Annotated in this window: 22 protein-coding genes; 10 read left to right on the top strand and 12 right to left on the bottom strand. The window is 49.8% G+C overall.

Annotation, left to right across the window (positions count from 1 at the left end; translation table 11 throughout):
- The first annotated feature begins 2 nt into the window (after positions 1-2).
- From BM030_RS04150 to BM030_RS04135, 4 genes are all read left to right on the top strand, one after another.
- The gene (locus tag BM030_RS04150; RefSeq protein WP_090971441.1) at positions 3-1220 is read left to right on the top strand and encodes a sensor histidine kinase; all 1218 of its coding nucleotides are present in this window, start codon (positions 3-5) and stop codon (positions 1218-1220) included.
- Positions 1201-1707: a DinB family protein gene (locus BM030_RS04145; protein ID WP_090971439.1), complete on the top strand. Its 507-nt coding sequence runs from the start codon at positions 1201-1203 to the stop codon at positions 1705-1707. The genes BM030_RS04150 and BM030_RS04145 overlap by 20 nt, the downstream gene beginning before the upstream one ends.
- 332 nt (positions 1708-2039) lie before the next feature.
- Positions 2040-3317, top strand: coding sequence for a sugar MFS transporter (locus BM030_RS04140; protein WP_090971703.1), 1278 nt, complete (start codon positions 2040-2042; stop codon positions 3315-3317).
- Positions 3318-3520: 203 nt separating this feature from the next.
- Entirely contained in the window at positions 3521-4372 is an 852-nt protein-coding gene (locus tag BM030_RS04135; RefSeq protein WP_090971437.1) for a DUF2911 domain-containing protein, read from the top strand.
- 64 nt (positions 4373-4436) lie between these two features.
- Here the strand turns inward: BM030_RS04135 and cdaA are convergent, their stop codons facing one another.
- Complete coding sequence (gene cdaA, locus BM030_RS04130; protein WP_090971435.1) at positions 4437-5219, bottom strand: diadenylate cyclase CdaA; 783 nt, start codon at positions 5217-5219, stop codon at positions 4437-4439.
- 53 nt (positions 5220-5272) lie between these two features.
- On the opposite strand from cdaA, the gene BM030_RS04125 reads away from it, so the two are divergent.
- Positions 5273-5998, top strand: coding sequence for a pyridoxine 5'-phosphate synthase (locus tag BM030_RS04125; protein ID WP_090971433.1), 726 nt, complete (start codon positions 5273-5275; stop codon positions 5996-5998).
- 5 nt (positions 5999-6003) lie between these two features.
- On the opposite strand, the gene lepB is transcribed toward BM030_RS04125, so the two are convergent.
- From lepB to BM030_RS04100, 5 genes are all read right to left on the bottom strand, one after another.
- A complete protein-coding gene (lepB, locus tag BM030_RS04120; RefSeq protein ID WP_090971431.1) occupies positions 6004-7428 on the bottom strand; it encodes a signal peptidase I in 1425 nt (474 codons plus the stop codon).
- 32 nt (positions 7429-7460) lie between these two features.
- Positions 7461-8210 (bottom strand): 4-hydroxy-tetrahydrodipicolinate reductase, encoded by a 750-nt coding sequence (dapB, locus tag BM030_RS04115; RefSeq protein WP_090971429.1) that lies wholly within the window; start codon positions 8208-8210, stop codon positions 7461-7463.
- Positions 8211-8299: 89 nt separating this feature from the next.
- Entirely contained in the window at positions 8300-9046 is a 747-nt protein-coding gene (locus BM030_RS04110) for a DUF5683 domain-containing protein (protein WP_090971428.1), read from the bottom strand.
- A complete protein-coding gene (locus BM030_RS04105; protein ID WP_090971425.1) occupies positions 9046-9966 on the bottom strand; it encodes a ParB/RepB/Spo0J family partition protein in 921 nt (306 codons plus the stop codon). The genes BM030_RS04110 and BM030_RS04105 overlap by 1 nt, the downstream gene beginning before the upstream one ends.
- 6 nt (positions 9967-9972) lie before the next feature.
- Complete coding sequence (locus tag BM030_RS04100; protein WP_090971423.1) at positions 9973-10770, bottom strand: ParA family protein; 798 nt, start codon at positions 10768-10770, stop codon at positions 9973-9975.
- Positions 10771-10955: 185 nt separating this feature from the next.
- Here BM030_RS04100 and BM030_RS04095 point away from each other — a divergent pair, with 185 nt between their 5' ends.
- On the top strand, positions 10956-11477 hold the full coding sequence (locus tag BM030_RS04095) for an NADPH-dependent FMN reductase (RefSeq protein WP_090971420.1): 522 nt from the start codon (positions 10956-10958) through the stop codon (positions 11475-11477).
- 27 nt (positions 11478-11504) lie between these two features.
- Here the strand turns inward: BM030_RS04095 and BM030_RS04090 are convergent, their stop codons facing one another.
- From BM030_RS04090 to BM030_RS04080, 3 genes are all read right to left on the bottom strand, one after another.
- Complete coding sequence (locus BM030_RS04090) at positions 11505-13550, bottom strand: M16 family metallopeptidase (RefSeq protein WP_090971418.1); 2046 nt, start codon at positions 13548-13550, stop codon at positions 11505-11507.
- Positions 13551-13581: 31 nt separating this feature from the next.
- Positions 13582-14919 carry a M16 family metallopeptidase gene (locus BM030_RS04085; RefSeq protein ID WP_090971416.1) on the bottom strand — a complete coding sequence of 446 codons (1338 nt, stop codon included), beginning with the start codon at positions 14917-14919 and terminating at the stop codon, positions 13582-13584.
- A 399-nt stretch (positions 14920-15318) separates the two neighbouring features.
- Positions 15319-15546 carry a helix-turn-helix domain-containing protein gene (locus BM030_RS04080; RefSeq protein WP_244518666.1) on the bottom strand — a complete coding sequence of 76 codons (228 nt, stop codon included), beginning with the start codon at positions 15544-15546 and terminating at the stop codon, positions 15319-15321.
- Positions 15547-15685: 139 nt separating this feature from the next.
- Here BM030_RS04080 and BM030_RS19810 point away from each other — a divergent pair, with 139 nt between their 5' ends.
- Positions 15686-15853, top strand: a complete 168-nt coding sequence (locus BM030_RS19810) for a hypothetical protein (protein ID WP_170845629.1) — start codon at positions 15686-15688, stop codon at positions 15851-15853.
- 118 nt (positions 15854-15971) lie between these two features.
- Complete coding sequence (locus BM030_RS04070) at positions 15972-17216, top strand: dipeptidase (RefSeq protein WP_090971413.1); 1245 nt, start codon at positions 15972-15974, stop codon at positions 17214-17216.
- Here the strand turns inward: BM030_RS04070 and BM030_RS04065 are convergent.
- Together BM030_RS04065 and BM030_RS04060 are read right to left on the bottom strand one after the other, a co-directional pair.
- Positions 17213-18658 (bottom strand): arylsulfatase, encoded by a 1446-nt coding sequence (locus tag BM030_RS04065; protein ID WP_090971411.1) that lies wholly within the window; start codon positions 18656-18658, stop codon positions 17213-17215. The two genes, BM030_RS04070 and BM030_RS04065, sit on opposite strands and share 4 nt — an antisense overlap.
- A gap of 18 nt (positions 18659-18676) precedes the next feature.
- The gene (locus BM030_RS04060) at positions 18677-19903 is read right to left on the bottom strand and encodes a glycosyltransferase family 4 protein (RefSeq protein WP_139215807.1); all 1227 of its coding nucleotides are present in this window, start codon (positions 19901-19903) and stop codon (positions 18677-18679) included.
- A 53-nt stretch (positions 19904-19956) separates the two neighbouring features.
- On the opposite strand from BM030_RS04060, the gene BM030_RS04055 reads away from it, so the two are divergent.
- Positions 19957-20307: a hypothetical protein gene (locus BM030_RS04055; protein WP_090971701.1), complete on the top strand. Its 351-nt coding sequence runs from the start codon at positions 19957-19959 to the stop codon at positions 20305-20307.
- 12 nt (positions 20308-20319) lie between these two features.
- Here BM030_RS04055 and BM030_RS04050 read toward each other — a convergent pair whose 3' ends face one another.
- Complete coding sequence (locus BM030_RS04050; protein ID WP_090971407.1) at positions 20320-21087, bottom strand: DeoR/GlpR family DNA-binding transcription regulator; 768 nt, start codon at positions 21085-21087, stop codon at positions 20320-20322.
- Positions 21088-21421: 334 nt separating this feature from the next.
- Between BM030_RS04050 and BM030_RS04045 the strand changes: the two genes are divergently transcribed.
- The gene (locus BM030_RS04045) at positions 21422-24655 is read left to right on the top strand and encodes a SusC/RagA family TonB-linked outer membrane protein (protein WP_090971405.1); all 3234 of its coding nucleotides are present in this window, start codon (positions 21422-21424) and stop codon (positions 24653-24655) included.
- Positions 24656-24664 lie beyond the last annotated feature (9 nt).

Here is a 24664-nt window from a genome sequence, read left to right as displayed (position 1 = left end):
AGATGAATCCTTATCAATATAACCAGCAACGGTGGAAATTCGCTTTATTGATATTTGCAGCCCTTATCGCGGCAGCATCGTTGCTTTATACCAATTACTTGGTAAGGAACCTGTCCAAATCAGAGCGGACAAAAGCAGAGGTGTTTGCCATGAGTACGCGCAGCATAATCACCATGCCCGATGTGGATGATGAAACCATTACGTTTATTTATGCGGTGCGCGATAGTCTTTCGCTGCCGGCCATCATTGCCGATGCACAGGACAGCATCATTTATTGGCGTGATTTAGACTCCGCTAAAACCAATATTCCGGGAGATGATGACGAAAACCTGGTGTATGATCCGGTGTATTTCAAGCGGCAATTGGCCATTATGAAGAAAAGCCACCCACCTATTGTGGTAGATCTGCCAAATGGAGGCCAATGGTTTGTCTATTACAAGGACTCCCTGCTTTTGAACCAGCTGCGTTTTTTCCCCTATGTCCAGCTTTCGCTGATTGCGATATTCCTGGGCATTGCGTATACCGTATTTAATTCTATCCGCAAGTCTGAGCAAAATCTCGTATGGGTGGGGATGGCGAAGGAGGCCGCCCACCAGCTGGGTACGCCGATATCGTCACTGATGGCTTGGCTGGAGTTGGTCCGCGCCAAGTTCGACGCGGAAAACGATCCGTTGATCGCCGAAATGGAAAACGATGTGAAGCGGCTCGAGGTGGTTGCCGACCGGTTCTCCAAAATCGGTTCTGCTCCTGTGCTGCAAAGTCAGGTGGTGTACAAAGTTGTGGTTGATTTCGTTAATTATTTCAAGGTCCGAACCAGTGATAAAATTGTCTTCAACGTATCCGGAGACACGCAAGTACAGGCAATGCTCAATGTGCCGCTATTCGATTGGGTACTCGAAAACCTGTTAAAAAACGCCGCAAATGCCATCGAATCTGCCGGGAGGATAGATATCGTTATTTCGGAAAATATTGCAAAAGAACAAATTTTTATAGACATTAGCGATACCGGTAAGGGAATACCCCGAACCAAGTTCGATGCGGTATTCCTTCCGGGGTTCACCACCCGGAAGCGGGGATGGGGGTTGGGATTGAGCCTGACCAAAAGGATGATCGAGTACCATAAAGGGCAGATTTTTGTAAAAGAATCGGAAATAGATAAAGGAACCACATTCAGAATAGTTTTACCAAGTAGCCAAACATATGAACCCGCTCAAATCTGACGAATATCCAGCCATTTATGCACCTTACATCGATACCGTTAAAGGTGAAGCACTTGCCGTTCTTGAAGAGCAGATAACATCGTTTCCGGAATTTCTGGCCGATATCCCCGCCGATAAATCGGAATATGCTTATGCGGAGGGTAAGTGGACTGTTAAAGAAATTGTCGGGCACATTATTGATACCGAACGTATCATGGCTTACCGTGCACTGCGGTTTGCACGTAATGATACAAAAGAATTGATCGGATTCGAACCCGAGGATTTCGTGGCTAATGCCAGGTTCAACGAGCGGTCGCTGGAGAGTTTTGCCGACGAATTTGTTTTGGTACGTAAATCCAATCTGGTACTTTTTCAGCAGTTTAATGACCACGAATTGGCGCGTAAAGGCTTGGCTTCCGAACGGCTCATCAGTGTAAGCGCCTTTATGTACATCATTGCCGGGCATCTCAATCATCACCGCAATATTATCCGTGAGCGGTATCTTTAGTCGAGTTAGTGGCTGGTTATTGGTGGTCCGAAACCCGAGGGTAAAAAATTAAAAAACATCAAAACCTTTTTCACGCACCGTTGTAATTAAAGTATCTACGAAACCATTCCATGGTTTTATGATACGGTTTAGGTGTAGGAAATGCCCTGGAATTTTTTCGGGGCGTTTCCTATTTTATCCTAATTGGCCCCGACCACCCGCCACCCATCACCGACCACCGACCACCCACCCCCGGCCCCCCAAAAGAGCAACCGTTTGCATGGATTTTTTCTTTCAATTGTTGATTTTATTTTATAGTCTTGTGGGTGCAAATTAATGTTAAACCCAACAGCATGAATTCAAACCCCACTGGCCCTAAATCGACGTTGGGCCCCATGATTATCATCGGTGCCTTGTTTTTTATTTTTGGCTTTGTCACCTGGCTAAATTCGGTACTTATACCGTACTTGAAGATTGCCTGTGAGCTTAACCATTTTCAGTCTTATTTGGTGACATTTGCGTTTTACATCGCTTACCTACTGATGGCTCCGGTGTCTACGGCTACGCTTCGCATATTCGGATTTAAAAACGGCATGGCCGTTGGATTGGTGGTGATGGCCGTCGGAGCATTGTTGTTCATCCCCGCAGCGACGAGCCGGACCTATTTACTGTTTTTGGTAGGCTTGTTTGTTCAGGGGGGCGGGTTGGCCATATTGCAGACCGCTTCTAATCCATACATCACCATCATAGGTCCGCCGGAGAGTGCGGCACAACGCATCAGTATTATGGGAATCTGCAATAAGTTTGCAGGTGGCTTGGCGCCGATTGTACTGGGCTTCTTTTTGCTTAGTGATGCTGATGGCCTGACAGCGCGGCTGAGCAGCCTCACCGAAGTGCAGCAGGCGGCCGAACTGGATGCCCTGGCGGCTAAAGTGATAGCGCCCTATATCTGTATTATTCTTGTGCTATGCGTATTGGCATTCGTTATTTTCAAGTCCCATTTGCCAGAAGTAGACACCGATGCGGAAGATGAGACGGTTGCGGCGTCCAATATGGGGAAAAAGAGCGTCTTTGACTTTCCTCATGTATTGCTGGGCGTACTCACACTCTTTCTATATGTGGGCGTTGAAGTAATAGCCGGGGATACCGTGGTCGCCTATGCGTCCTCACAGGGTATTTCGCTCACCCAAGCCAAGTTTTTTACCACGGCGACGATGATATCGATGGTTGTGGGTTATGTTATCGGTATTATCACGATTCCCAGGTTCATCAAGCAGGAGCATGCTTTTGTTATCTGCGCTATTTTAGGTTTACTGTTTTCCATCGGTACATTGGCCACAACCGGGGTTACGTCAGTTGCCTTCGTATCGCTGCTTGGATTGGCTAATTCCTTGATGTGGCCGGCAATATGGCCGTTGGCGCTCGCTGGTGTGGGCCGCTTTACCAAGGCCGCTTCGTCATTGCTTATCATGGGAATCGCCGGCGGAGCAGTTGTTCCGCTGATATATGGCGCATTAGCAGATCAATTTACGCCGCACCAAGCATATTGGATCACAGTCCCCTGTTACCTCTTTATTCTGTACTACGCCTTGAGTGGTCATAAAGTAGGCAAAAAGCGGGCAGCGGTTTAATTCACGAATCAGTTGTGCCTGATTTTCCTGCATCATGCACAGCATGACGCAGGAAAACAGGACTTTGTAGAATAATTTTATCTTAAAAACGGCTGCAATAGTGCCCGTATTATAGCCGAATTGTAATTTTTAGGTAATGTTGGGGAATTGCGGGCGATATTTCCTAAATTCGGGCTTTGGTAAACCATACGATAACAAGAAATATGAGGAAACGTTTTTTTACTTCGGCAGCATTTGCCGTTCTTGCCACAGCGTTACTTTGGCAGCCGGCGGCAGCACAGTTGCGTCTGCCCCCGGCAAGCAGCGCGCAGACGATTACCCAAGGACTGGGGATCAGCACGGTAACATTGAGTTATTTCCGCCCAAGCATGAATGGCCGGAAAATTTTCGGTGAGTTAGTGCCCTATAATGAAGTTTGGCGCACAGGTGCAAATAATATCCCCACGCTGACATTTGATGGTACAGTAACCATTGCCGGCACAGCGGTGCAACCCGGCACTTATGGATTGCTCACCATACCGGGAAAAACCGAATGGACGGTAATCCTTAGCAAAAATGCGCAGCAATGGGGGGCGTATGCATATAAAGAAGACGAAGATCTGCTGCGCTTTAAGGTGAAGCCTGAGAAGTTGAATAAACCCGTAGAAACGTTTACCATATCATTCTCAGACGTTGCTCCCCAAAGCGCACGATTGAATATTGCTTGGGAGAAAACCCAGGTCGGCTTCGACCTTACGGTCGAACAAGACGCCGAAATCATGGCGTCTATCGATGAGGCGATGAAAGGCGAGAAGAAGCCTTATTTCCCCGCAGCCCAGTACTATTACAAAAACGGAAAAGACATCGCCAAGGCGTTGGAATGGATTAATGAGGCTGAAAAGGCCAGTCCGCAAGCACCTCATGTCAAGTATTGGAAGGCGAGGATTCAGTTGAAGGCCGGTGATAAACAAGGCGCTATCGCTACCGCCCAGCAGGGGATAGCGTTGGCTGAGCAGGCCAATAATGCGGAATACGTGAAATTAAACGGACAGGTGATAGCTGAGGCCAAAAAGTAATTTGCAGCCCCATAATATAAAGCGGACAGGATGGTGCAGTCGATATAACCATCCTGTTTTCGTTTCAGAGTGAAGCGTTAAGCAGCTCCTCCAGTTCATCGTGGCTGATGTTCATGTTTACATTGCCATCCTTGGCAAAGGAAATTTCACCGGTTTCTTCAGATACCACCACGGCAACGGCATCACTTACTTCCGTTACGCCGATGGCTGCCCGGTGGCGCAGGCCGAAGTGCAGGGGCAAATCTTCGCTGTCCGAAAGCGGCAGTACGCAACTGGCAGTCTTTATCTTGAAATCTACGATAACCACAGCCCCATCATGCAGCGGGCTGTTTTTATGGAATATACTTTCGAGCAGCCGCTTTGAAAGCTGGGCATCAATATATTCGCCGCTGGTCTGGTAATATTCCTCGTCAAAGTACTTGGCAAACACCAACAGGGCACCCGTGTGGGTTTTGGACATGCTTCGGCAGGCATCAATGACCGGTTTAAGGTGGGCACGGTTGTCCCGCTCGGCCGCCTTTTTACTGACAAAAATAGACCAAAGGAAGTTTTTCCGTTTTACGGATATATTTTTGCCGATATGGATGAGAAAGCGCCTGATTTCCTGTTGGAATACAACCACTAAAGCTAACGATCCTACACTGATGAACCCGCCGAAAATACTGGTAAGCAGGTGCATGTTAAATTGTTTGACCAAAAGGAAGATGACATAAATCAGTCCCAATCCGATGAGGATATTAACTGCAATGGTACCCCGGATCAGGCTGTATACATAATAAAGGATAACGGCAACGAGGAAAATGTCAATGACATCCAGCAACCGGAAATTGAAGTCCAAGCTCTCCATAACCCACGCAATTTAACAATTTTATATTTATACCTTTGCAAAAAACGAGTTCCATGGCAAGGCTTTCTGTAAATATCAATAAAATCGCTACGCTCCGTAATTCGCGCGGGGGCAATAACCCCGATGTCCTTCAGGCAGCATTGGCCTGTGAGCGGTTCGGTGCTCAGGGCATCACCGTACATCCGCGCCCCGATGAGCGGCATATCCGGTACAAGGACGTATTTGATTTGAAGGCGCATATCCGCACGGAATTGAATATCGAAGGCAACAGCCGTGAAGAGAAATTCGTACGGCTTGTATTGGATACACTCCCTGCACAGGTGACGCTTGTGCCCGATGACCCCGGACAGCTCACCTCCAACCATGGGTGGGACACTATTAAGCATCGCGACTATCTGCGGGATATCTGCGCACTGTTCAAGGGAGAGGGGATCCGCGTGTCTATCTTTGTAGATCCTGATCCGAAAATGGTGGCTGCTGCTGCTGATACCGGTGCCGATCGTGTAGAGTTGTATACCGAGGGTTACGCGCGGGCATACCACGGCAACCGCGAACAAGCCATAGCTCCGTATGTTGAAGCAGCAAACGAGGCACTGGAAGCCGGTTTGGGCTTAAATGCCGGGCATGATTTAGATCTGCATAACCTTCGTTATTTTAACGAGCACATCCCCGGATTGCTGGAGGTAAGCATCGGCCATGCGCTGATTTCAGACGCACTGTATCTCGGGCTCGAAGAGACCGTCAAACGGTATTTGGCACAACTGACAGGCGGTGGTTAGCCAGCTTACTTTATACCCATGAACAACCTGTTCCAGCGGATTTTACTGAAGAAAGTACCGTCTTGGTCCCAGCTTAGCCATACAAACAGGGCTTTGCCCACGATATGATCTTCCGGCACGAAGCCCCATGTACGGGCGTCCTGTGAGTTATGGCGGTTGTCGCCCATCATCCAATAATAGTCCATCGTAAAGGTATAGCTGTCCGCTTTGACACCGTTGAGGTAAAAACCATCACTCCGGCTTTCCAGCTCATTGCCTTCATACACACGTATGGCCCGTTCATAAATCGGATAAGTCAGGCTGTCGAGCGATATTGTCCATCCCTTCTGCGGTACGATGACGGGTCCGAAATTATCGATGTTCCAATTATAAAGCTGACTGTTCGGGAATGTCCCTGGTTCCCGTGCGTCTTGGTGGCTGATATTAGGTACGATTTTCGTTACGTTTGCCCAGCTTTTGACTTCCTGATATGCCTCCTCAGTAAGGAAAAGCCTGTACGGTTCCCGTGCCCTGCTATCATAGTCGATGCGCATATCAAGCAGCCGTTGGGGGTTTAATCCGGAACCGTCTGTATATACGTAATAGTCCAGTTGCCCGTGCGGCGGCTCAAAACCTTTCTGCCCGTTTACGTAAAGCACCGCTCCCCGAAGCGATATGGTATCTCCCGGAATACCCACGGCGCGTTTGATGTAATTTTCACGCTTGTCAATCGGGCGGTTGAATGGAGGGTCGGCCTCCATGGGATAGTTGAATACCACCACATCGTTACGTTTGATCTGCTGAAACCCCGGCAGGCGTTTGTAGTCCAGCTGGATGCCTTCCCAATATGCTTTGCCACCCGTTAACGGCATGGTATGATGGGCAAAGGGAAACGCAACGGGCGTCATGGGCACCCTCGGTCCGTAATTCAGTTTGCTTACGAACAGAAAGTCGCCCACCATAAGGCTCTTTTCCATAGAGCCCGTCGGGATCATATACGCTTCAATGAGGAAGCTCCTGATCAAGGTAGCCGCTACCACCGCGAAAACAATGGCATCTGCCCATTCACGTGCTACTGATTTTTTGTAGGGGTATTTCTCTTTGAACTCCGGCGTAAAAGATTGGCCGAGGTACACCACTTTCGGATCGTTGCCCCACCAGGGAAGTACCACAAAGGGCACCAAGATGGTTGCCGCATACTCCCAGAACCGGCGCTTGCCAAAACTCTTGACCAGGTCGAGGTGCAAGCCGAAGAAGATAAAGATATTAACGATGGGGATAAGCAATAACGCAATCCACCAGCCGGGGTGCCCGGTAATGTGTTTAGCGATAACAAACTCCCTGTATAGCGGTATCAATGATTCCCATCCCTTGCGTCCGGCTTTAATAAATAGCTTCCATAGGCCAATATGGACGAAAATAAGAAGAATGGTGAAAACGATATATCCCATGGTTGGAACGGTATGTTAAAATTTACTGTTATTTATGACGACTGGCCAAAGTTAAACATTTCAGTTACTTGGTAAAATCCTGTTTTTCCGGACAGCCACTCTGCGGCAATCACCGCGCCAAGCGCAAATCCCGCACGGCTATGGGCGGTATGTTTAAACTCAATCTGGTCTACCTCAGAACTATAGAGTACCGTATGCGTGCCCGGCACATCGTCAATCCGATGGCTTTCAATCAGGAGCTGGTTTGCTTTTGGTATCTGTTCCTCACCTTCGCCAATAAGGTTGTTAATCCACTCAGACTTCGTGTCTGTATGCGCGATTATCCCCTCGGCGATGGTGATGGCCGTACCGCTCGGTGCATCCAGTTTCTGGGTGTGATGTATTTCTTCTACCTGCACGTCATATTGCTTGTACGGATTCATTACGGCTGCCAGCAGTTTGTTGATGTGAAAAAAGATATTCACGCCGATACTGAAGTTAGAGCCATACAGCATGGATTTGTTACCGTCAAGGCATTTTTTTCTCACTTCAGCCAATTGTTCGTACCAGCCCGTGGTGCCCACTACAATGGGTACACTGGCCTCAAAACATAGGTCGATATTCGCTACCGCCGCTTCCGGCCTGCTGAAATCTATCGCAATATCAGCGCCTTCCATATCGGTCACGCCGATGTTGCTGCGGTTATTTTCGTCCACGATGAGGTGGATGTGATGGCCGCGCTGCAGGGCAAATCGCTCAATAAGCTGCCCCATTTTACCGTATCCGAGTAATGCAATGTTCATGAATATGTTATAACGCTAAAGTCAAAAATCTAAAAGGTTGTCCAAAATCGTAAAACTAATTGGTAAATCTAACATCTGATGCCGTAATTTTAAAATTGAAGCCCGATTTTGAATCCGACGGCATAAGGCTGTTTGTAAGCAAATGCATTTACTGGTTGCGAGATTAGGGTAGGGGTAACCTTAAACCCCAGGTCGTCGCTAACGTCCCACCGGTACTTAAGCATGGAATTGACGTAGGCCTCCACCACTTGCAGGCCCCACCAGCCGGCAGTTACCAGCACGGTAAGGTCACGGTTTCTGCGGTAATAGTCTTTTGCGGAAATCATGCGCTCGGTAGCCCAGCTTTCGGCCGGAAGGTGCGGATACCGGGTGTTAGGTGGTTGGGCATGGTTGTTTTCCACGCGGTATTGTACTTCGCGTAAGATCTCACGGTAATACCGGTTATTAAATTCAAAGACCAATCCCGCACTCACAAAGCCGCCGTAAATCACAGGTACTTTAATCCACCATAAACCGCCATTGGTATATTGCCCCCAGCCCGGAATCACCAGTGAGCGTTTCCAGGCTTTCGCCGAAAGCGCTTCGAGCACCAGCCTTGCGGAGTCTTTGAAAATTACCTCTTCCTGTGCTTTCGCTTCCTTTTCTTGCCGTTCACGTTGCCTTCGTTCCCGGCGCGTTTCCGCGGTATCGGCAGTACTGGTTACCGGGAGGCTGTCCTGCTGTACGGTGTCGGCCATTGCCGGAACCGTGCCCCGCCGCAGGCTGTCCGGCTCCTGCGCCCAAAGGGTTGCAGTTATCCCGAAGGCCAGCAGCAGGATAAGGATAACGCGATTCATCACCAGTCTAATAATTCCAGGATTCTGTTCAGGTCGTCTTCAGAATGGAAAGGAATTTCAATGGCACCGCTGCCTTTTTTGCCGGAAACTTTCAGCTTCACCCGGGTGGCGAACTTGGAAGCCAGATCATCTTCTACCTTCTGGTACTGAAAAGAAAGCGGGGTTTTCTGTGGTTTGTTGGTTTGCCGGTTGGCATGCTGCTGCACCTCGCGCACAAGTTCTTCCGTTTTCCGGACAGATAGGTCCCGTTTAACGACTTCCCGGAAAATATAAAGCTGCTTGTCAATTTCCGGCACGTTAATTAAAGCCCGGGCATGGCCCATGGAGATCTGCCCATCGCGGATAGCAGCCTGGATAACGGGCGGCAGCTTCAGCAACCGCAGGTAGTTGGTTACCGTTGAACGGTTCTTGCTCACCCGTTCGCCCAGTTCTTCCTGCTTAAGGTTGCATTCCTCAATCATCCGCTGGAAGCTCAGCGCCACCTCGATGGCGTTCAGGTTTTCCCGTTGGATATTTTCAATAAGTGCCATTTCCAGCATCTGCTGGTCGTCGGCTGTACGGATATATGCTGGAATTTCGGTGAGTCCTGCCAGTTTGGCGGCCCGCAGCCGCCGTTCACCGCTAATCAGCTGGTAAGTGCCATCGGCGGCTTGGCGAACGGTGATGGGTTGTATAAGCCCCTGCAGTCTGATGGAGTCTGCCAATTCGCGCAACGCTTCCTCATCGAAGTCCGTTCGCGGCTGGAACGGATTGATGGCAATCCGCGAAATACTGACCGCACTGATGGTGCCCGCGGTTTTCTGGGTAGGTACATCACCTACCGGTTTTTGTTCTGCCGGGCGCTTTATTACTTCCTCCGAATCGTCGAGCAGTGCACTTAATCCCTTACCCAAACCTATTTTCCGTTGTTGTGCTGCCATGTCGTACTATACGCTAACTTGTTCTTTTTCTTCTTTACTAAGGTTGTTTTTCTGTAGAATTTCCCGGGCCAGATTGAGGTAGTTAATGGCACCTTTGCTGTTGGCATCATGCATGATGACGGATATACCGAAGCTCGGTGCCTCGCTTAGCCGGGTATTGCGCTGGATGATGGTGTCGAAGACCAGTTCGGTGAAATGCGACTTGACCTCTTCCACTACCTGATTGGACAAGCGGAGCCGTACGTCATACATCGTCAGTAAAATACCCTCAATTTCAAGGGCAGTGTTAAGCCGGTTCTGCACAATCTTGATCGTATTGAGCAATTTGCCCAGCCCCTCAAGCGCGAAATATTCACACTGCACCGGAATGATAACCGAGTTTGATGCAGAGAGCGCATTTATGGTGATCAGGCCCAGTGAAGGTGAACAGTCAATGACAATAAAGTCGTACTCATTCTTTACCTGGTCCAGCACATGCCGCATTTTGTATTCCCGTTCATGCAGGTTTATCATTTCGATTTCTGCGCCTACGAGGTCGATATGTGCCGGCAGCAAATCGAGGTTTGGCGTTTCCGTGTGCTGGATAGCCTCATGCGGGTCAAGGCCGTTTATCAAGCATTCGTATACGCTGGATTTAATGGCCCGCGGGTCAAACCCGATTCCGGAGGTCGAGTTGGCTTGCGGATCGGCGTCTACCAGCAGCGTCTTGTATTCCAGTACCGCCAAGCTGGCCGCCAGGTTAATGGATGTGGTGGTCTTGCCTACTCCCCCTTTTTGATTGGCTATTGCAATGATTTTACCCATGGATGAAGATAAAAATAATCTACATGAAAACGTGCTAACCTACGTAAACATTGCCTGTTATGCATCCAAAAGTGGATGTTAATTCGTACTTTTGGGGCATTTCAACAGGTCAGAATACGAGGGGCTAAGATACGAACAATTACGTGTTTTTGTGCAGAAACCTGTGTTTTTAAATTCATGTTGCCATGGTTACAATCATATCCGGGACAAACCGACCGCATAGTAATACGCTGAAACTTTCCCGTTATTATCAGTACAAACTGAAGGAACGGGGCGTGGCAGCGCATATCCTTTCGCTCGCGGAACTGTCTGCCGATTTCATCTCGGCAGACATGTATAAAAACCGGAGCGATGCGTTCCAACCTTATCAGGAACGGATTCTGGCTACGGAGAAGTTCATCTTCGTGATTCCGGAATACAACGGAAGCTTTCCCGGCATTTTAAAGACATTTGTGGATGCCTGTAAGTTTCCCGACAGTTTTTTCAACAAAAAAGCTGCCCTGGTGGGATTGTCCAGTGGGAGGTATGGAAACATCCGTGGTATTGACCATTTTACGGGCGTTTGCCACTATGTGCGCCTGAACGTATTACCGCTGCGCATCCACATTCCCTATATCGTCAATGAATTCGATACCGATGGCAACCTATACAAAGAAGACACGGTCCGGTTTACGGGCGAGCAGATAGAAGAATTTATCAGGTTTTGATGTTGATAGCCCCCCGCCCCCTCCGGGCTACTTCAGTTCTTCATCTGCAATGGTGCCGTTAATGACCACCTCCTTGGTTATCGCTTTCAGTGGCATGGGTATCATCTGGTTGGCCACGGTAACGGCAGCCGGCATCTGGATACCGTCGTAAGCGGTGTATTTATCCACGGTGGTTTCGCCGGATAGCGGGCTTTCCGTTTTCAGTTTCAGGCCGGAGGCCACGCTGAAGTACTCCACGGATGTCGTTTCACCTTGGGTTACCTTCACTTTGTAGGCGTCCTCGCCGTTCACTTGGCCGATGCCATCCAACGCCAGCGTTACACGGCGTTCTTCGTAGGTCAGTTCAGGAAAAATATCCAGCAATGCCTGATAGGCCGAAGCCGCTTCAGCAGGCAACTCTTGCGTTTGGCCCTGAGCAGATACGGTTACCTTATCCGGAGTTACAAGCACCTTGGACAACGTTTGATCGCCGAGTTTGGTGTTTTGAACGGCGCGGCCTTTTTCTTTATCCACCAATTGTTCGATCGTGATGGTCATTCCCTGTATTTCGGCTTCGCTGATAAGCTTCAAGGTGTTCACGGCCATCAGATTTTCGCGGCCGCCTATGGCGTCAATATATTTCGCTATAATACGTTCCGCCGTGATATCCGTGTCGGTAATTTCTTTTTTCACCTCAGGGTCGCCCGTTACGGTATAAAACTGTACATCCCCGAAGCGTTCCATTTTGCCGGCAAAATCATCCGTTTTCCCCACGATGGTGATTTGCAGATTATCTCCCTGAACATATTTGGCGGCGATGTTGTTGACCTGTTCGAGGGTGATGGCATCGAGGTTTTTCAGGTAATTTTTATAGTAATCTTTGGGAAGCTTTTGCAGCTCCGTGTTGATGGCGAAGTTGGCGATGGTTGCCGGCTGTTCGAGGGATCGTCCGAAACTGCCTGCTAAGGCCGCTTTGGCCAAATCGAGCTCCTCCTGCGTAATGGTTTTTTCACTCAGCCTTTTCAGTTCATGGATAAACTCCTGCGTGGCGCTGTCAGTCACGGCGGTGCCCACGCTGGCGCTGGTATTGATGGTGCCCACCAGTTTTCCGGGGTTAATACCGCCATAAGCTCCATAGGTGTATCCCTTATCTTCACGCAGGTTGAGGAATAGGCGGCCCGATGAGCCGCCCCCAAGTACACGGCTCACCACGCTGGCAGCGATTACGTCAGGATTGTTCGGCTTCAAATCAAGCGGATACCCCACGTTGATGACTGACTGGGCACTCGCCGGACGGTTAACCAACACCACTTTATTTCCCGCCGGCGCTTTGGGCGCAGGCCATTCATGCGTGGGCACTTCGCCCTTCTGCCAGTTTTCGAAGTGTTTATTTACCAAATCTTTAGCTTCGGATACCGTGATGTCGCCCACGATGGCTAAATAAGCAATGTTGGGCCTGAAATACGTTTGATAATACTGCTTGAAATCTTCCACATTCAGGTTCTCCACGGTCTCTTCAGTTTCGGTTTCCCCATAAGGATGGTCTTTGCCATACATCGCGGCATTCCGCACTACGCTTACAATGCTATTCGGGTCTTCCTTGGCCGCAGCGAGCGACGAGATCGTTTGCTTTTTGAGCTTGTCAAGCTCCGCTTGGGGGAATGCCGGATTAAACAGTACATCGGCAAACAGTTCGAGCAGCTGGCCATTGTATTTCTTCAGAGACGAAGCACTGGCCGAAGTCGACGAGGCGTTGATGCGCGCGCCGATACGATCGATGGCCTCGTCGAGTTCGTCTTTGCTACGGGAGGCCGTGCCTCCGAGGAGCATGTCGCCCATGAGCGATGTCAGGCCCGCTTTATCACCCTCCAGAATAGGATCGCGGTCTAACACGAGCGAGTAGGTGACGCGTGGGAGTTTATGGTTTTCCACAACAAATACCTTCAGGCCATTAGCCAAAGTAAATGTGGCCGGATCGCCGATATTAATCTGCGGGGCCGGTCCCGGGTCAGGGTATTTGCTTCGATCTACCTGCGCGATGGCCGCAGCGCAGGTACCAATAAAAGTCAGTAAATATATGCTGATTTTCTTCATGTCGTTGATTCTTTAGCGTGCAACTAAACGGTTATTGTTTCGGTTCCTCTGATTTCGGCAGGTAGTACAGCACAACGCGTCCGTCTTTGCCAAGATACTGTTTGGCAACCCGCTGAATGTCCTGGCGGGTCACCTCATTGTACTTGTCCATAGCCCTGTTTACTTCATCAGCATCACCATAGAAGGTTTTGGCTTCTGCCAGACTTTGGGCAATACCCGCCACGGAAGCATGGCGGCTTACCACCGAATTTTCAATTTGCGCTTTAAGTTTTTGGAAGTCAGCTTCGGAAATTCCGTTAGCAATAACATTATTGACTTGCTCGTCAATAGCGTGTTCCAGACTGTCTGCGGCAATCCCCATATTCGCCACCCCAAACATCAGGAACAGTCCGCCGTCTTCCAAATCCAAAGGGAATGCTTGGATGACTACCGCTTTCTGCTGTTTATCTACGACCTCCTTGGTAAGGAGCGAGCTTTTACCACCGGTAAGGTAGGTGGAGAGCATAGCCAGCGCAGGGCTATCCTTGTGTTTCTTGGGCGGCAGGTTATAGGCTTGGATGACTGCCGGAAGCTGGATGTTATCATACACCACGTCGCGGATCTCCTGGGTACGCTTAGGCTCGGTTACATTCGGGCGGTTGATGGTACCGGTACCTTTAGGTATTTCGGAGAAGTACGTTCTTATCCATGCTTCTGTTTGCGCATAATCAATGTCGCCAGCAATGGACAGTACAGCGTTGTTGGGTACATAATAGGTGCGGTAAAACTGCATAAATTCATCCAGCGTAGCGGCATCCAGGTGCTCTGTAGAACCGATTACCGTCCAGTTGTATGGATGCACTTGGTGCGTGCGCTTGAAGGTTTCCTGCAAAATGGTGCCATAAGGCCGGTTGTCGTAGGATTGCTTCTTTTCTTCTTTGATGACGCTCCGTTGGGTAGCAATGCCAGTGGAATCTATCTTGGCGTGCAGCATACGCTCACTTTCCATATAGAGGGCGGTTTCGAGATAATTGGAGGGCACCACTTCATAGTAATAGGTGACGTCATTCGATGTAAATGCATTGAGCGTGCCCCCGATAGACTCGATTTTCTTCATGTACTCACCGCGGCCGATATTTTCCGTGCCTTCAAAGAGCAGATGCTCAAAGAAGTGTGCAAATCCGGTGCGGTCTGGTCTTTCATTTTTGGAGCCCACATGGTACATTACAGATACCGCTACAATCGGAGTGGTGTTGTCGCGGTGCATCAGTACCGTTAGGCCGTTGTCAAGCTTGAACTCCTTGAATTCAATGCGGTTTTGGGCATTTGCCACAGAGCCGGTGGAAACCAGCAGGCCAATCCATGCCGTTAAGGATAACAGTTTATTCATTTATGCAATTGTGAGGGTTAAAGAACGGTTGTTGATCAATCACTAGTTGCGCAAGTTTACTAATCTTCGACGGAAAAACGTGTGTGATGTTACAATAATTTGTATAACCACGGTTTTAACCGTTGGCGATTAATGGACTACTTGCCGCTGTCTTTGCATCATTGTGGCCGAATGTCGGTTTAGTCACCTCTGATCCACGTATAATCCACGTATAATCCACCTATCTGCCACGTTTCTGTAAGCTTCGCCGCTTGGGGCATGGGCGGGTTATCCCTGCCGAAAAGGCGGGTGATTAACGATATGAGGTATTGCTGTTACGGGCAGTTGCCCTGTTTATCCGTTTGGTGTACCACCATTTGCGAATGCGGTGTACCAACGGAGCAAGGAGGTAATCACCCATCACATCGCTTGCGAGGCCTCGGGCAATAGGTCATAAATACTCAAACTGAGGTACGCGGCAATTTTGTAAAGCTGGCTTGCCTTCACTTCGGTTTCACCCCGTTCGATTTTGGAATAGGCGGGTTGAGACATGCCTAATGCAAACGCCACAGCTTGCTGCGATATTTCTAGCTCTTCTCGTTTCGCTCGTATGTATTCGCCCAAGTGCGCGCTGTTTTTCCATATCACAAGATGTGGTATTCGTTAATGGCCTAAAAGATAGCAAATTTATTGGTTAAAACCTGTGGTTGTAGGACGGCCTGCATCTATGCATCACTTTTGCCCCTAATCTCCGCTATTGGAGGGAATGTCTTTAATACAAGTTATTATGAAAAGGAAATTTGCTTTTAAGAAACAGGAAATGGTGTTACCCGCCCAAACAGTGTTGCTTGACATACAAGAGCAAGAGGGCGTCAATGGGGGGAGCAGGAAAGACCCTAAACAAGCGGGTTGGTTTCAGAAGTTACTTGATTTCGTTACGGGAGGAAGCATATGACCCTACTATTTCATGCACGCAACCGGCTGGCGCATCCACATTTTTGTAAAAAATAGGGCATAACTGGTGCGTTTTGCTTAGTTTAGGGGCTTAATTTTAAACCACAGACAAAAAATTCATGAGAAAAAGAGCTTCGTTCGTTATTATGAGTGGCCTCCTATCGGTTCTATCGTTATTTTTCCATCGCTGCAGCAACACGGAGTCGGACCTTAAGGCGAAAGCCGAAGCCATCCACGCGGCCGCCTTGACATTGGATACGCATTGCGACCTGCCCATGCTTATGCACGCACGCCCTGATTTCGATCTGACCGAAGAACACGACCCGCATACCTCCGGATCCAAGGTGGATTTTCCACGCATAAAGAAGGGAGGAATGGACGCCATGTTCTTCGCGGTATATCTCGGGCAGGGACCGCGGACGCCGGAAGGCTACGCGGATGCTAAGCGCCGGGCCTTAGCGCTTTTTGATATTGTGCACGGAATAGCAAATGATTACCCCGATATCGCCGGACTGGCGACCACACCCGAAGACGCCGTCGCATTGGAACAGGCAGGTAAATTTTCGGTGTTTACCGCCGTGGAAAACGGCTGGGCTATCGGTAAAGACCTTTCGTTATTGCAGACGTATTATGACCTCGGCGCCCGGTATATGACCCTGTGCCATACGAGCAACAATGACATCTGCGATTCATCGACTGACCCTGAAGGGCCGGAACATGGTGGGCTCAGCCCTTTCGGCATGGAGGTGGTAAAAGAGATGAACCGCCTGGGGATGCTCATCGATGTGTCGCATGTCTCGGATGAGACGGTATGGGATTGCCTGGAGCTTTCGAAAGCTCCGATTGTGGCCACTCACAGTTCGGCGAGGGCGTTGTATGATCATCCACGCAATTTGACCGACGAACAGATTCGCGCGATAGCGGCCAAAGGCGGGGTCGTGCAGATGAATATGTTGAGCGGCTACCTGAAAGACGGCAATCCCGAACGGGCGAAGGCGATGCAGGCATTACGCGAGAAGTACCCGCGCGGCGTGGAGCTGACAGAAGCGCAGCAGGCCGAACGGACTGCGGCCCTGAAGGAGATTAATGAGCGCTATCCTGAAGACCTGGCTACGTTGGAGCAAGTGGTAGACCATATTGATCATATTGTGAAACTGGTGGGGGTGGATTATGTCGGTATCGGGCCTGACCTCGACGGCGGAGGCGGTGTTGACGGCATGTTTGACGTTAGCGAGATGGGAAATATCACCTATGAACTTGTGAAACGCGGGTACAGCGAAGAGGACATCAAGAAAATATGGAGCGGCAACTTTTTCCGGGCGATGAAAGAAGCACAGCGTGTGGCGGAAACGCTGTCGCTTTAGTGTTTGTCTTTATTCGTTCCGGAAAACAGGGGAAACACGGTACTCTCCTGATGCGCTTCGTCCATGGCTTGTTGGAGCTGCGCAACGATGTCCGGATGTTGGTCGGCTACATTATGGCGTTCGGCCATGTCGTTGGAGAGGTCGTAAAGTTCAAGCGGCGTGTGGGGATTTTCCTTCACTTGCAGACGCACCCCTTTCCATTTCCCCATGCGCACGGCCTGTTTACCGCCTCCCTCATGGAATTCCCAATACAGGTACCGGTGCCGCTGCTGGGTGTTCTGGCCGAGCAGGGTCGGCAGGAACGATAGTCCGTCCGTATACCGGGGCAGGGGCGCGCCGGCGATTTCTACCAGCGTGGGCATGACATCCCAGAACGCGCCCGCATGCTCAGATATGCTGCCGGCAGCCACTTTTCCCGGCCATCTTACGAGGAAAGGTGTGCGGATGCCACCCTCATAAAGGTCGCGTTTAACGCCGCGCAACCCGCCCGCGCTGCGGAAGAATTGCGGGTCGGCTCCGCCTTCGGTGTGGGGTCCGTTATCGCTGCCGAACATCACGATCGTGTTTTCCGCGAGTCCAAGTTCATCCAGTTTGCGCAATACCTCTCCCACATAGCCATCAAGACGGCTTACCATGGCAGCATAAGTAGCTCTGGGCTTATCCACAGAAGCATAACCACCCACCGTAGCACCTGGGCCGTAGCCATTGCCTTTATGCGGGGTTTCCTCAAATGCGCCGTCATACAGGCGGTAATATTCATCTTCCGGTCCTTGAAGTTCGGCATGGGGCAATACGATGGGCATGAAGAGGAAAAATGGTTTATTCCGGTGCTGTTCAATAAAGGCCAATGTTTTTTCCTGGATGATGGCCGGTGCATAGTGAATTTTCTGGGTCAGGTCGTTGCCTTCCAGCACGATTCTGTTGGCATTATGCCAGAGGTGAGTGGGGTAATAGCGATGCGATTGCCGCTGGCAATTGTAACCGAAGAACTCGTCGAAGCCCTTGCGGTTCGGGTCGCCGGCCGTGCCCACCATGCCCAGGCCCCATTTGCCGAAGGCGCCGGTTACATATCCGGCTTTTTGCAGCAACTGGGCGAACGTCTGTACCGAATCGGCCAAGGGTTCCTGCCCTTCCGGCTGCATTTCCTTATTTCCGCGGATGTAGGTGTGGCCGGTATGCTGTCCGGTTAGCAGGGCCGAACGTGACGGTGCACACACGGTGGCGCCGGTGTAGAATTGCGTAAAGCGCATGCCTTCAGATGCCAGGCGGTCCAGGTGCGGGGTCTTGATGATGTGCTGGCCGTAACACCCCAAATCGCCGTAACCGAGATCATCTGCCAGGATGAACACAATATTGGGGCGGTTTTCCCCGCGGCGGAAAGCGGATGATTGGGAATGGCAGCCTAAAGTTATCCATAGGATGACAAGGCAGAGAAATTTCATCGGTATATTCATATCATGTTATGCTTGATGCTGTAGTTTCTTTTTTTTGGCAGATTGCATTGCCGATACGTAAATCTCCAGCAACTGGGTTCTGTTTTTAGCTGCTGTATAATGCCGTTCATATTCTTCTCGCGCTTGGCCCTCCATGTACGCCCGTCCGGCGGCGTCCAGTTGCGTCCATTGATATACTTTCTCGCGTAATGCACGTGCATCTCCCGGCGCGAAAAGGTATCCCGTTTGTCCGTCCGTTACCATAACCTGCATGGCGCCCAAATCACTGGCAATGACCGGAGTGCCGCCGGAAAATGCCTCCAGCAGCGTTATCGGCATGCCTTCGTACCAGACGGACGGAAATACCAGAGCGGTGCAGGACAACAGTTCCCGGCGGATTTCCGCGTGATCAAGCGAACCCAGGTAGTTAATGTTGGCGTTTTTTGCCACCGCGTCCGCAACCAACCGGCGCAGGGGACCATCCCCCGCAATACGCAGCGGACAGTCCGTGCCGGCAAAGGCATCCAGCAGTACTTCCACGCCCTTTTCAGGGGAAAGCCTGCCGACAAACAGGAAATGCTTGCCGCGCGATGGCACTGCGGTATCAGGAGGCATGACAAAATTGGGTTTTACGGCGAGTTTTTCTGCGGGTAGCCCCAGTGCAGATCCGGCAAGCAACTGCCGGGCAAAAACCGTTAACACGATATATCGGTCTACCATTAGCCAGGTGCCCAGCCGTTTGTGCAGCCAGGTGGTGGCGGCAAGCCACCATGTCTTGACAACGGAATGGCTGTGCACGCCCAAACGTACCGCTTTCCAGGGAAATGCCGCATGAACGCTGTCGGTAAACAAACGGCCATTATGGAACAACGTGGCTGAAGGGCATAATAGGCGGTAATTATGCAGCGTCATCACTACCGGAAGGCCGCATCTTTTGGCAATGCGTATGGCAATGGGGCCAATGGCGTAGTGCAGGTTATGGATATGGACGATGTCCGGCCGGTAGTTGCGGATGGCCCGTTTCACCCGGTTGCCCGCCCATACATTCCAGGGCGACCATAGCGTCTGCCATGCGCCCCGCCATCCCTTCCGGTTCCGGAAAGTCAGCGGAAAAACTTCCTCCGTGGTGGCTAACAATGCTTTCTCATGCCTGAAAACAGCGTCCTCTCCGCCGGGATCCTGGTAGTGGGTATGTATAATCAGTATGCGCATGGATAGCGGGTGATGGAGCAAAGCTATGAAAAATGCATGCAAAGTCTTATTTTTATCGCATCATCTTATACGCTGTCAGACAAAAACATCCTGTTATGGAAAGAAAATGTTTGGATTGCGGAGCGCAGCTTGTTGGGCGTGCCGATAAGAAATTCTGTGATGATGCTTGCCGCAACAATTACAACAACCGGCGTAACAGTGCGGAAAACAGTTATCTCCGTAAAGTAAACGCCATTCTAAAACGTAACCGGAAAATCTTGGAAACCCTTAACCCCGGAGGCAAGACGAAAGTAAAGTGGCGGAAGCTGGTGGGCGAAGGGTTTAACTTTGATTACATTACAGACATTTACGAAACCGCTAGCGGGGCGCAGTACCGGTTTTGTTATGAATACGGATACCTGCTCCTCGAAAATGACGATGTGTTGCTGGTGAAACGCAAATATTGAAAGCCCTGCAGGTTATTTGGCAACGATGACCTTCAGCCCGCGTTCTTCCAGCTCTTTGACGAAGGTTTCAGAGACACCATTATCCGTTACAATGTATTGGACCTGTTCCAGTTCGCATATCTTTCCGATGCCGCGCTTGCCGAATTTGGTGCTGTCGGCCAACACCACTACCACCTGTGATGTATTGATCATCTTCTGGTTGATGTTGGCTTCCGTTAGATTGCTGATGGAAAATCCGAAGTCAAGATCGATGCCATCGACACCGATGAAAAGAACGCCGCACGATACGCGGTCGAGCATATACTCGGCATAGGAGCCGGCCACAGACGATGAGTTAGGCCGGATAAGCCCACCCAATTGGAGCACTTCAACGTTTGGCCGGTTGCAGAGTTCCATCGTCACTCTCACCGCGGGGGTGATCACCGTCAATGGGGTTGCCGGATGCAGTTGGTGGGCAAATTCAAACGCGGTGGTGCCGGAGCCTATAATAATGGCATCATTCTGGCCGATTAGTTTGACAGCAGCCTGTGCAATTCTCTTTTTCTGCTCCGCATTGATGGTGGCCTTTTCATAGATGGGCCTGTCAATGGTATATGGGTTTGTGAGCGACGCTCCGCCGCGGGTGATAAAGATAAGCCCCTTGTCTTCCAAGAATTTTAAGTCCTTGCGAATCGTGACGCCCGATACTTCCGTAAGGTCAATGAGCTCCGGTATGGTAATCTGTCCTTTGTCTTTGAGCCGTTCCAGAATGAACTGGTGCCGCTTGGTGATGTTCTTCATAATCTTCCAGAAATGAATTGCTATGGCAATGTTACTGGATTTTGCGAATAAAGGGAAATTAAAAAGGAAAGAATAGTTAACTTTTTGAAACGATGTTCGGCATTCAACAGGTTTTATGTTAATTAATGTTTAAATGTATATTATATTTTGTTTATTTTATTTAAATTTCTTGTTTTATAAAATTTTATTTTGTTAAATTTGTCTTACATTATAAACCTTAAAAGTAAGCAAATGAAAGTGAATTGCCATGTAGCGTTGAGGCCGCTTGTTGAGGTGGGGTGCTTTAGCTCGCGCCTAATAAAATTATTCATTTAATATAATTATATCATAAACAATGGCGAAGCAGATTTACTATTTAATGATGTTTTGTTTGCTGACGAGTGCCACAGTACTGGCCCAGCAAACGGCCCGGGTCACCGGGTATGTGACAGACAATGGCGGACGGCCTTTGCAGGGTGTTACCGTTACCAGGGGCGGATCTGGACCGGGGGCGGTGACAGCTGCGGATGGAGCCTTTTCCTTGGATATAGCCCGGGGAGATGAACTCTCGTTTACCCTTGTAGGCTATCAATCACAGAAAATCGTTTACGATGGGCAGCCTTCGGTGCAGGTTCAGTTGTCGCCCGAAGAGCGCAGTCTGGAAGAGGTCGTGGTGGTCGGGTATGGAACGATGAAACGCCGAGATTTGGTGGGCGCGGTTGATCAAATCAGCGGCGACCGGCTGCAGAACAGAGGAAACATGAACATTTCAAGGTCCCTGCAGGGCATGATGCCGGGCTTGAATATTACCATGCGTGACGGCAAGCCGTCTCGGGGAGCCACGCTGAATCTTCGTGGCACGGGCAGTATCGGGGCCGGTGGAGGAGCACTTATCCTGATTGACGGTGTGGAAGGCGATATGACGACGGTGAACCCCGATGATGTAGAAAGTGTCAGTATCCTGAAAGATGCCTCCTCGGCAGCTGTTTACGGTGCGCGCGGCGCTTTTGGTGTGGTGCTGATTACCACCAAGAAGGCGGCCGAAGGTAAACCTAAAATTACGTACAGCGGTGGCCTTTCTCGTCATCAGCGACTTGTTAAAATGGAAGACAATATAATATCAAACGGTCTTCAATGGACGGATGGCTGGTATAAGGCATACATGGAAGGCATGGATCTGGGGACACCGCCCGGCGGCATTAACAATGTTTTCAAATACAGTACGGAATGGTATAATGAACTGCGCAAGCGCGATGCTGACCCGACGCTGGAGAAGATTAGGGTTAACAGCGCCGGTGAATACGAATACTTCGGCAATACCAACTGGTTCGATGTTGTTTATCGCGATTACAACCTTTCTACCGAACATAATTTGAGCCTTTCTGGCGGCACAGATCGCGCTAAATATTACTTGTCTGGGCGTTATTTCAATCAGGAAGGCATATATAATGCTGGCAATGAGGATTACAACCAGTATAATGTGCGCGCCAAAGGGCAAATCCAATTGACCCCTAAGCTGGTACTTGACAATAATATGGATTTTATCCGCCGGCACATCCATCAACCTATGGTAATGTACGACCGGCAACTCCTTCCGCGGATGCTTGAGCACCAAGCTTATCCGATGACCATGGTTCGCAATCTGGATGGCACTTGGACCGAAACCGCGGTATATACCGGCTGGGCCGGCTTTGTTGAAGGAACATCCTACCAGAAAAATCAAAAATTCGACTTGCGGAATATTACCGGATTAACCTATACCGCAATCCCTGAGCAATTGATATTTAAGGGCGAGTTTACTTATCTTTTCAATCATTCGGAGCGCCAGCGCGTGGAAAACATGTACGACTTTTACACCGGGCCTTCTATTAAGAAAACACGTCATACGTTCAGCTCTTTAGAGCATTACTCGTATGACAATCAATATATGGTGCTCAACGCCACCGCCAATTACATCCCTAAATTTTCGGGGACCGACCATCGCCTGAACCTGTTGGCCGGATGGAACATGGAAGAGCGCCGATCACGCGATATCCGGACATACCGCCGGGGATTATTGTATCCTACAAAGCCTAGTTTTGCCTTGATGGACGGTGATTATTACATCAATGACCAAGCGGGCTACGAGTGGGCGTATGCGGGACTCTTTTTCCGTGGCAATTATAACTATAAGGATAAATACCTGGTCGAAGTCAGCGGGCGCTACGACGGTACGTCGAAATTCCCTTCTAACCAGCAGTGGGGATTTTTCCCTTCTGCATCGCTTGCATGGCGGATTAATGAAGAGCGGTTCATGCAGCCGACAGCAGGATGGCTGAATGACCTCAAGCTTCGCCTTTCGGTGGGCGGCTTGGGTAACGGTAACGTTGATCCCTACCTTTATCTGCCCACCATGCCCATTAACCGGAGCTCACTCATTATTGATGATCTGTTGCAAACCTATACGTATGCGCCGGCCAATATCCCGAGAAGCCTGACGTGGGAAAAGGCAACAACATATGACATCGGATTGGATTTTACGGTCTTGAACAACAGGCTTAGTGTGATATTGGATTATTACGAGCGCCATACGACAGATATGTTCACTGTCGGACCGGAAGTGCCTCATGTGTTCGGTGCCGCTATCCCGAGAGGCAATAATGCTGACCTCAAAACCAAGGGCTGGGAGGCATCGGTGGAGTGGCGCGACCAGGGAAGCTTAGCAGACAAGCCTTTCCAATACAGTGTTAAAGCGATGCTTTGGGATAGCCGCAGTTGGGTAACGAAATACAATAACCCCAATAAGCTGTTATCGACATATTATGAAGGGATGGAAATCGGCGAAATCTGGGGATACCGTATATTAGGGTTGTTCCGGGATCAGGAGGATATTGATAATCATGTTGATCAATCGCGCATCATTGTGTCCGGCAGCAACATTTTGAAGCCGGGAGATCTTAAATTTGCCGATTTGAATGGAGATCAGGCCATCACTCCAGGTGCGAATACTGTCGATGATCCGGGTGATCGTACGATTATCGGCAATACTACCCCCCGTTATCAGTTCGGGGTAAATTTAGGATTTTCTTGGAACCGCATAGGGCTGAACGCCTTCATTCAAGGCGTGGGGCAGCGCCATTGGTATCCCGCTAAGGAATCGGCTTATTTCTGGGGGCAATATAACCGGCCCTACGGCTATATGCTCAACATGCACACGGGCGATAATGTGTGGACTGAAGAGAACCAAAATGTAGACGCCTATTGGCCACGTTATCGTGGATACTTGGCGCTAAACGCCAATCGCAGCATGACAGTGACCAATGACCGGTATCTGCAAAATGCAGCCTATGTAAGATTGAAAAATTTGCAAATCAGCTATGCCTTCAGTCCGCGTATTTGCTCCAAACTGGGAATGCAGGCGTTAAACGTTTACTTGGCCGGAGAGAATTTATATACGTGGTCGCCTATGTTCCGTGTCACTAAAAATTTCGATCCCGAGGTAATACATGCCGGCGATACGGATTTCCGGGCAACTTCGGGAACTGATGGCGATGGTTACGGTTACCCAATGTTGAACACCTATACGCTGGGTATTAATCTGACATTTTAAAATGAAAGG

Origin of the sequence: Parapedobacter composti, assembly GCF_900112315.1 — a bacterium.
Taxonomy (GTDB): Bacteria; Bacteroidota; Bacteroidia; order Sphingobacteriales; family Sphingobacteriaceae; genus Parapedobacter; species Parapedobacter composti.
This window is presented reverse-complemented; position numbering and strand designations above follow the sequence as displayed.

Bases quoted from the DNA above. Each gene is read 5' to 3' on its own strand.
- cdaA (WP_090971435.1), bottom strand. From the start codon at position 5,219: ATGGAGAGCTTGGACTTCAATTTCCGGTTGCTGGATGTCATTGACATT.
- BM030_RS19810 (WP_170845629.1), top strand. From the start codon at position 15,686: ATGAAAAGGAAATTTGCTTTTAAGAAACAGGAAATGGTGTTACCCGCC.
- BM030_RS04055 (WP_090971701.1), top strand. From the start codon at position 19,957: ATGGAAAGAAAATGTTTGGATTGCGGAGCGCAGCTTGTTGGGCGTGCC.
- BM030_RS04135 (WP_090971437.1), top strand. From the start codon at position 3,521: ATGAGGAAACGTTTTTTTACTTCGGCAGCATTTGCCGTTCTTGCCACA.
- lepB (WP_090971431.1), bottom strand. From the start codon at position 7,428: ATGGGATATATCGTTTTCACCATTCTTCTTATTTTCGTCCATATTGGC.
- BM030_RS04150 (WP_090971441.1), top strand. From the start codon at position 3: ATGAATCCTTATCAATATAACCAGCAACGGTGGAAATTCGCTTTATTG.
- BM030_RS04110 (WP_090971428.1), bottom strand. From the start codon at position 9,046: ATGAATCGCGTTATCCTTATCCTGCTGCTGGCCTTCGGGATAACTGCA.
- BM030_RS04050 (WP_090971407.1), bottom strand. From the start codon at position 21,087: ATGAAGAACATCACCAAGCGGCACCAGTTCATTCTGGAACGGCTCAAA.
- BM030_RS04105 (WP_090971425.1), bottom strand. From the start codon at position 9,966: ATGGCAGCACAACAACGGAAAATAGGTTTGGGTAAGGGATTAAGTGCA.
- BM030_RS04145 (WP_090971439.1), top strand. From the start codon at position 1,201: ATGAACCCGCTCAAATCTGACGAATATCCAGCCATTTATGCACCTTAC.
- dapB (WP_090971429.1), bottom strand. From the start codon at position 8,210: ATGAACATTGCATTACTCGGATACGGTAAAATGGGGCAGCTTATTGAG.
- BM030_RS04125 (WP_090971433.1), top strand. From the start codon at position 5,273: ATGGCAAGGCTTTCTGTAAATATCAATAAAATCGCTACGCTCCGTAAT.
- BM030_RS04095 (WP_090971420.1), top strand. From the start codon at position 10,956: ATGGTTACAATCATATCCGGGACAAACCGACCGCATAGTAATACGCTG.
- BM030_RS04085 (WP_090971416.1), bottom strand. From the start codon at position 14,919: ATGAATAAACTGTTATCCTTAACGGCATGGATTGGCCTGCTGGTTTCC.
- BM030_RS04045 (WP_090971405.1), top strand. From the start codon at position 21,422: ATGGCGAAGCAGATTTACTATTTAATGATGTTTTGTTTGCTGACGAGT.
- BM030_RS04065 (WP_090971411.1), bottom strand. From the start codon at position 18,658: ATGAAATTTCTCTGCCTTGTCATCCTATGGATAACTTTAGGCTGCCAT.
- BM030_RS04100 (WP_090971423.1), bottom strand. From the start codon at position 10,770: ATGGGTAAAATCATTGCAATAGCCAATCAAAAAGGGGGAGTAGGCAAG.
- BM030_RS04070 (WP_090971413.1), top strand. From the start codon at position 15,972: ATGAGAAAAAGAGCTTCGTTCGTTATTATGAGTGGCCTCCTATCGGTT.
- BM030_RS04140 (WP_090971703.1), top strand. From the start codon at position 2,040: ATGAATTCAAACCCCACTGGCCCTAAATCGACGTTGGGCCCCATGATT.
- BM030_RS04090 (WP_090971418.1), bottom strand. From the start codon at position 13,550: ATGAAGAAAATCAGCATATATTTACTGACTTTTATTGGTACCTGCGCT.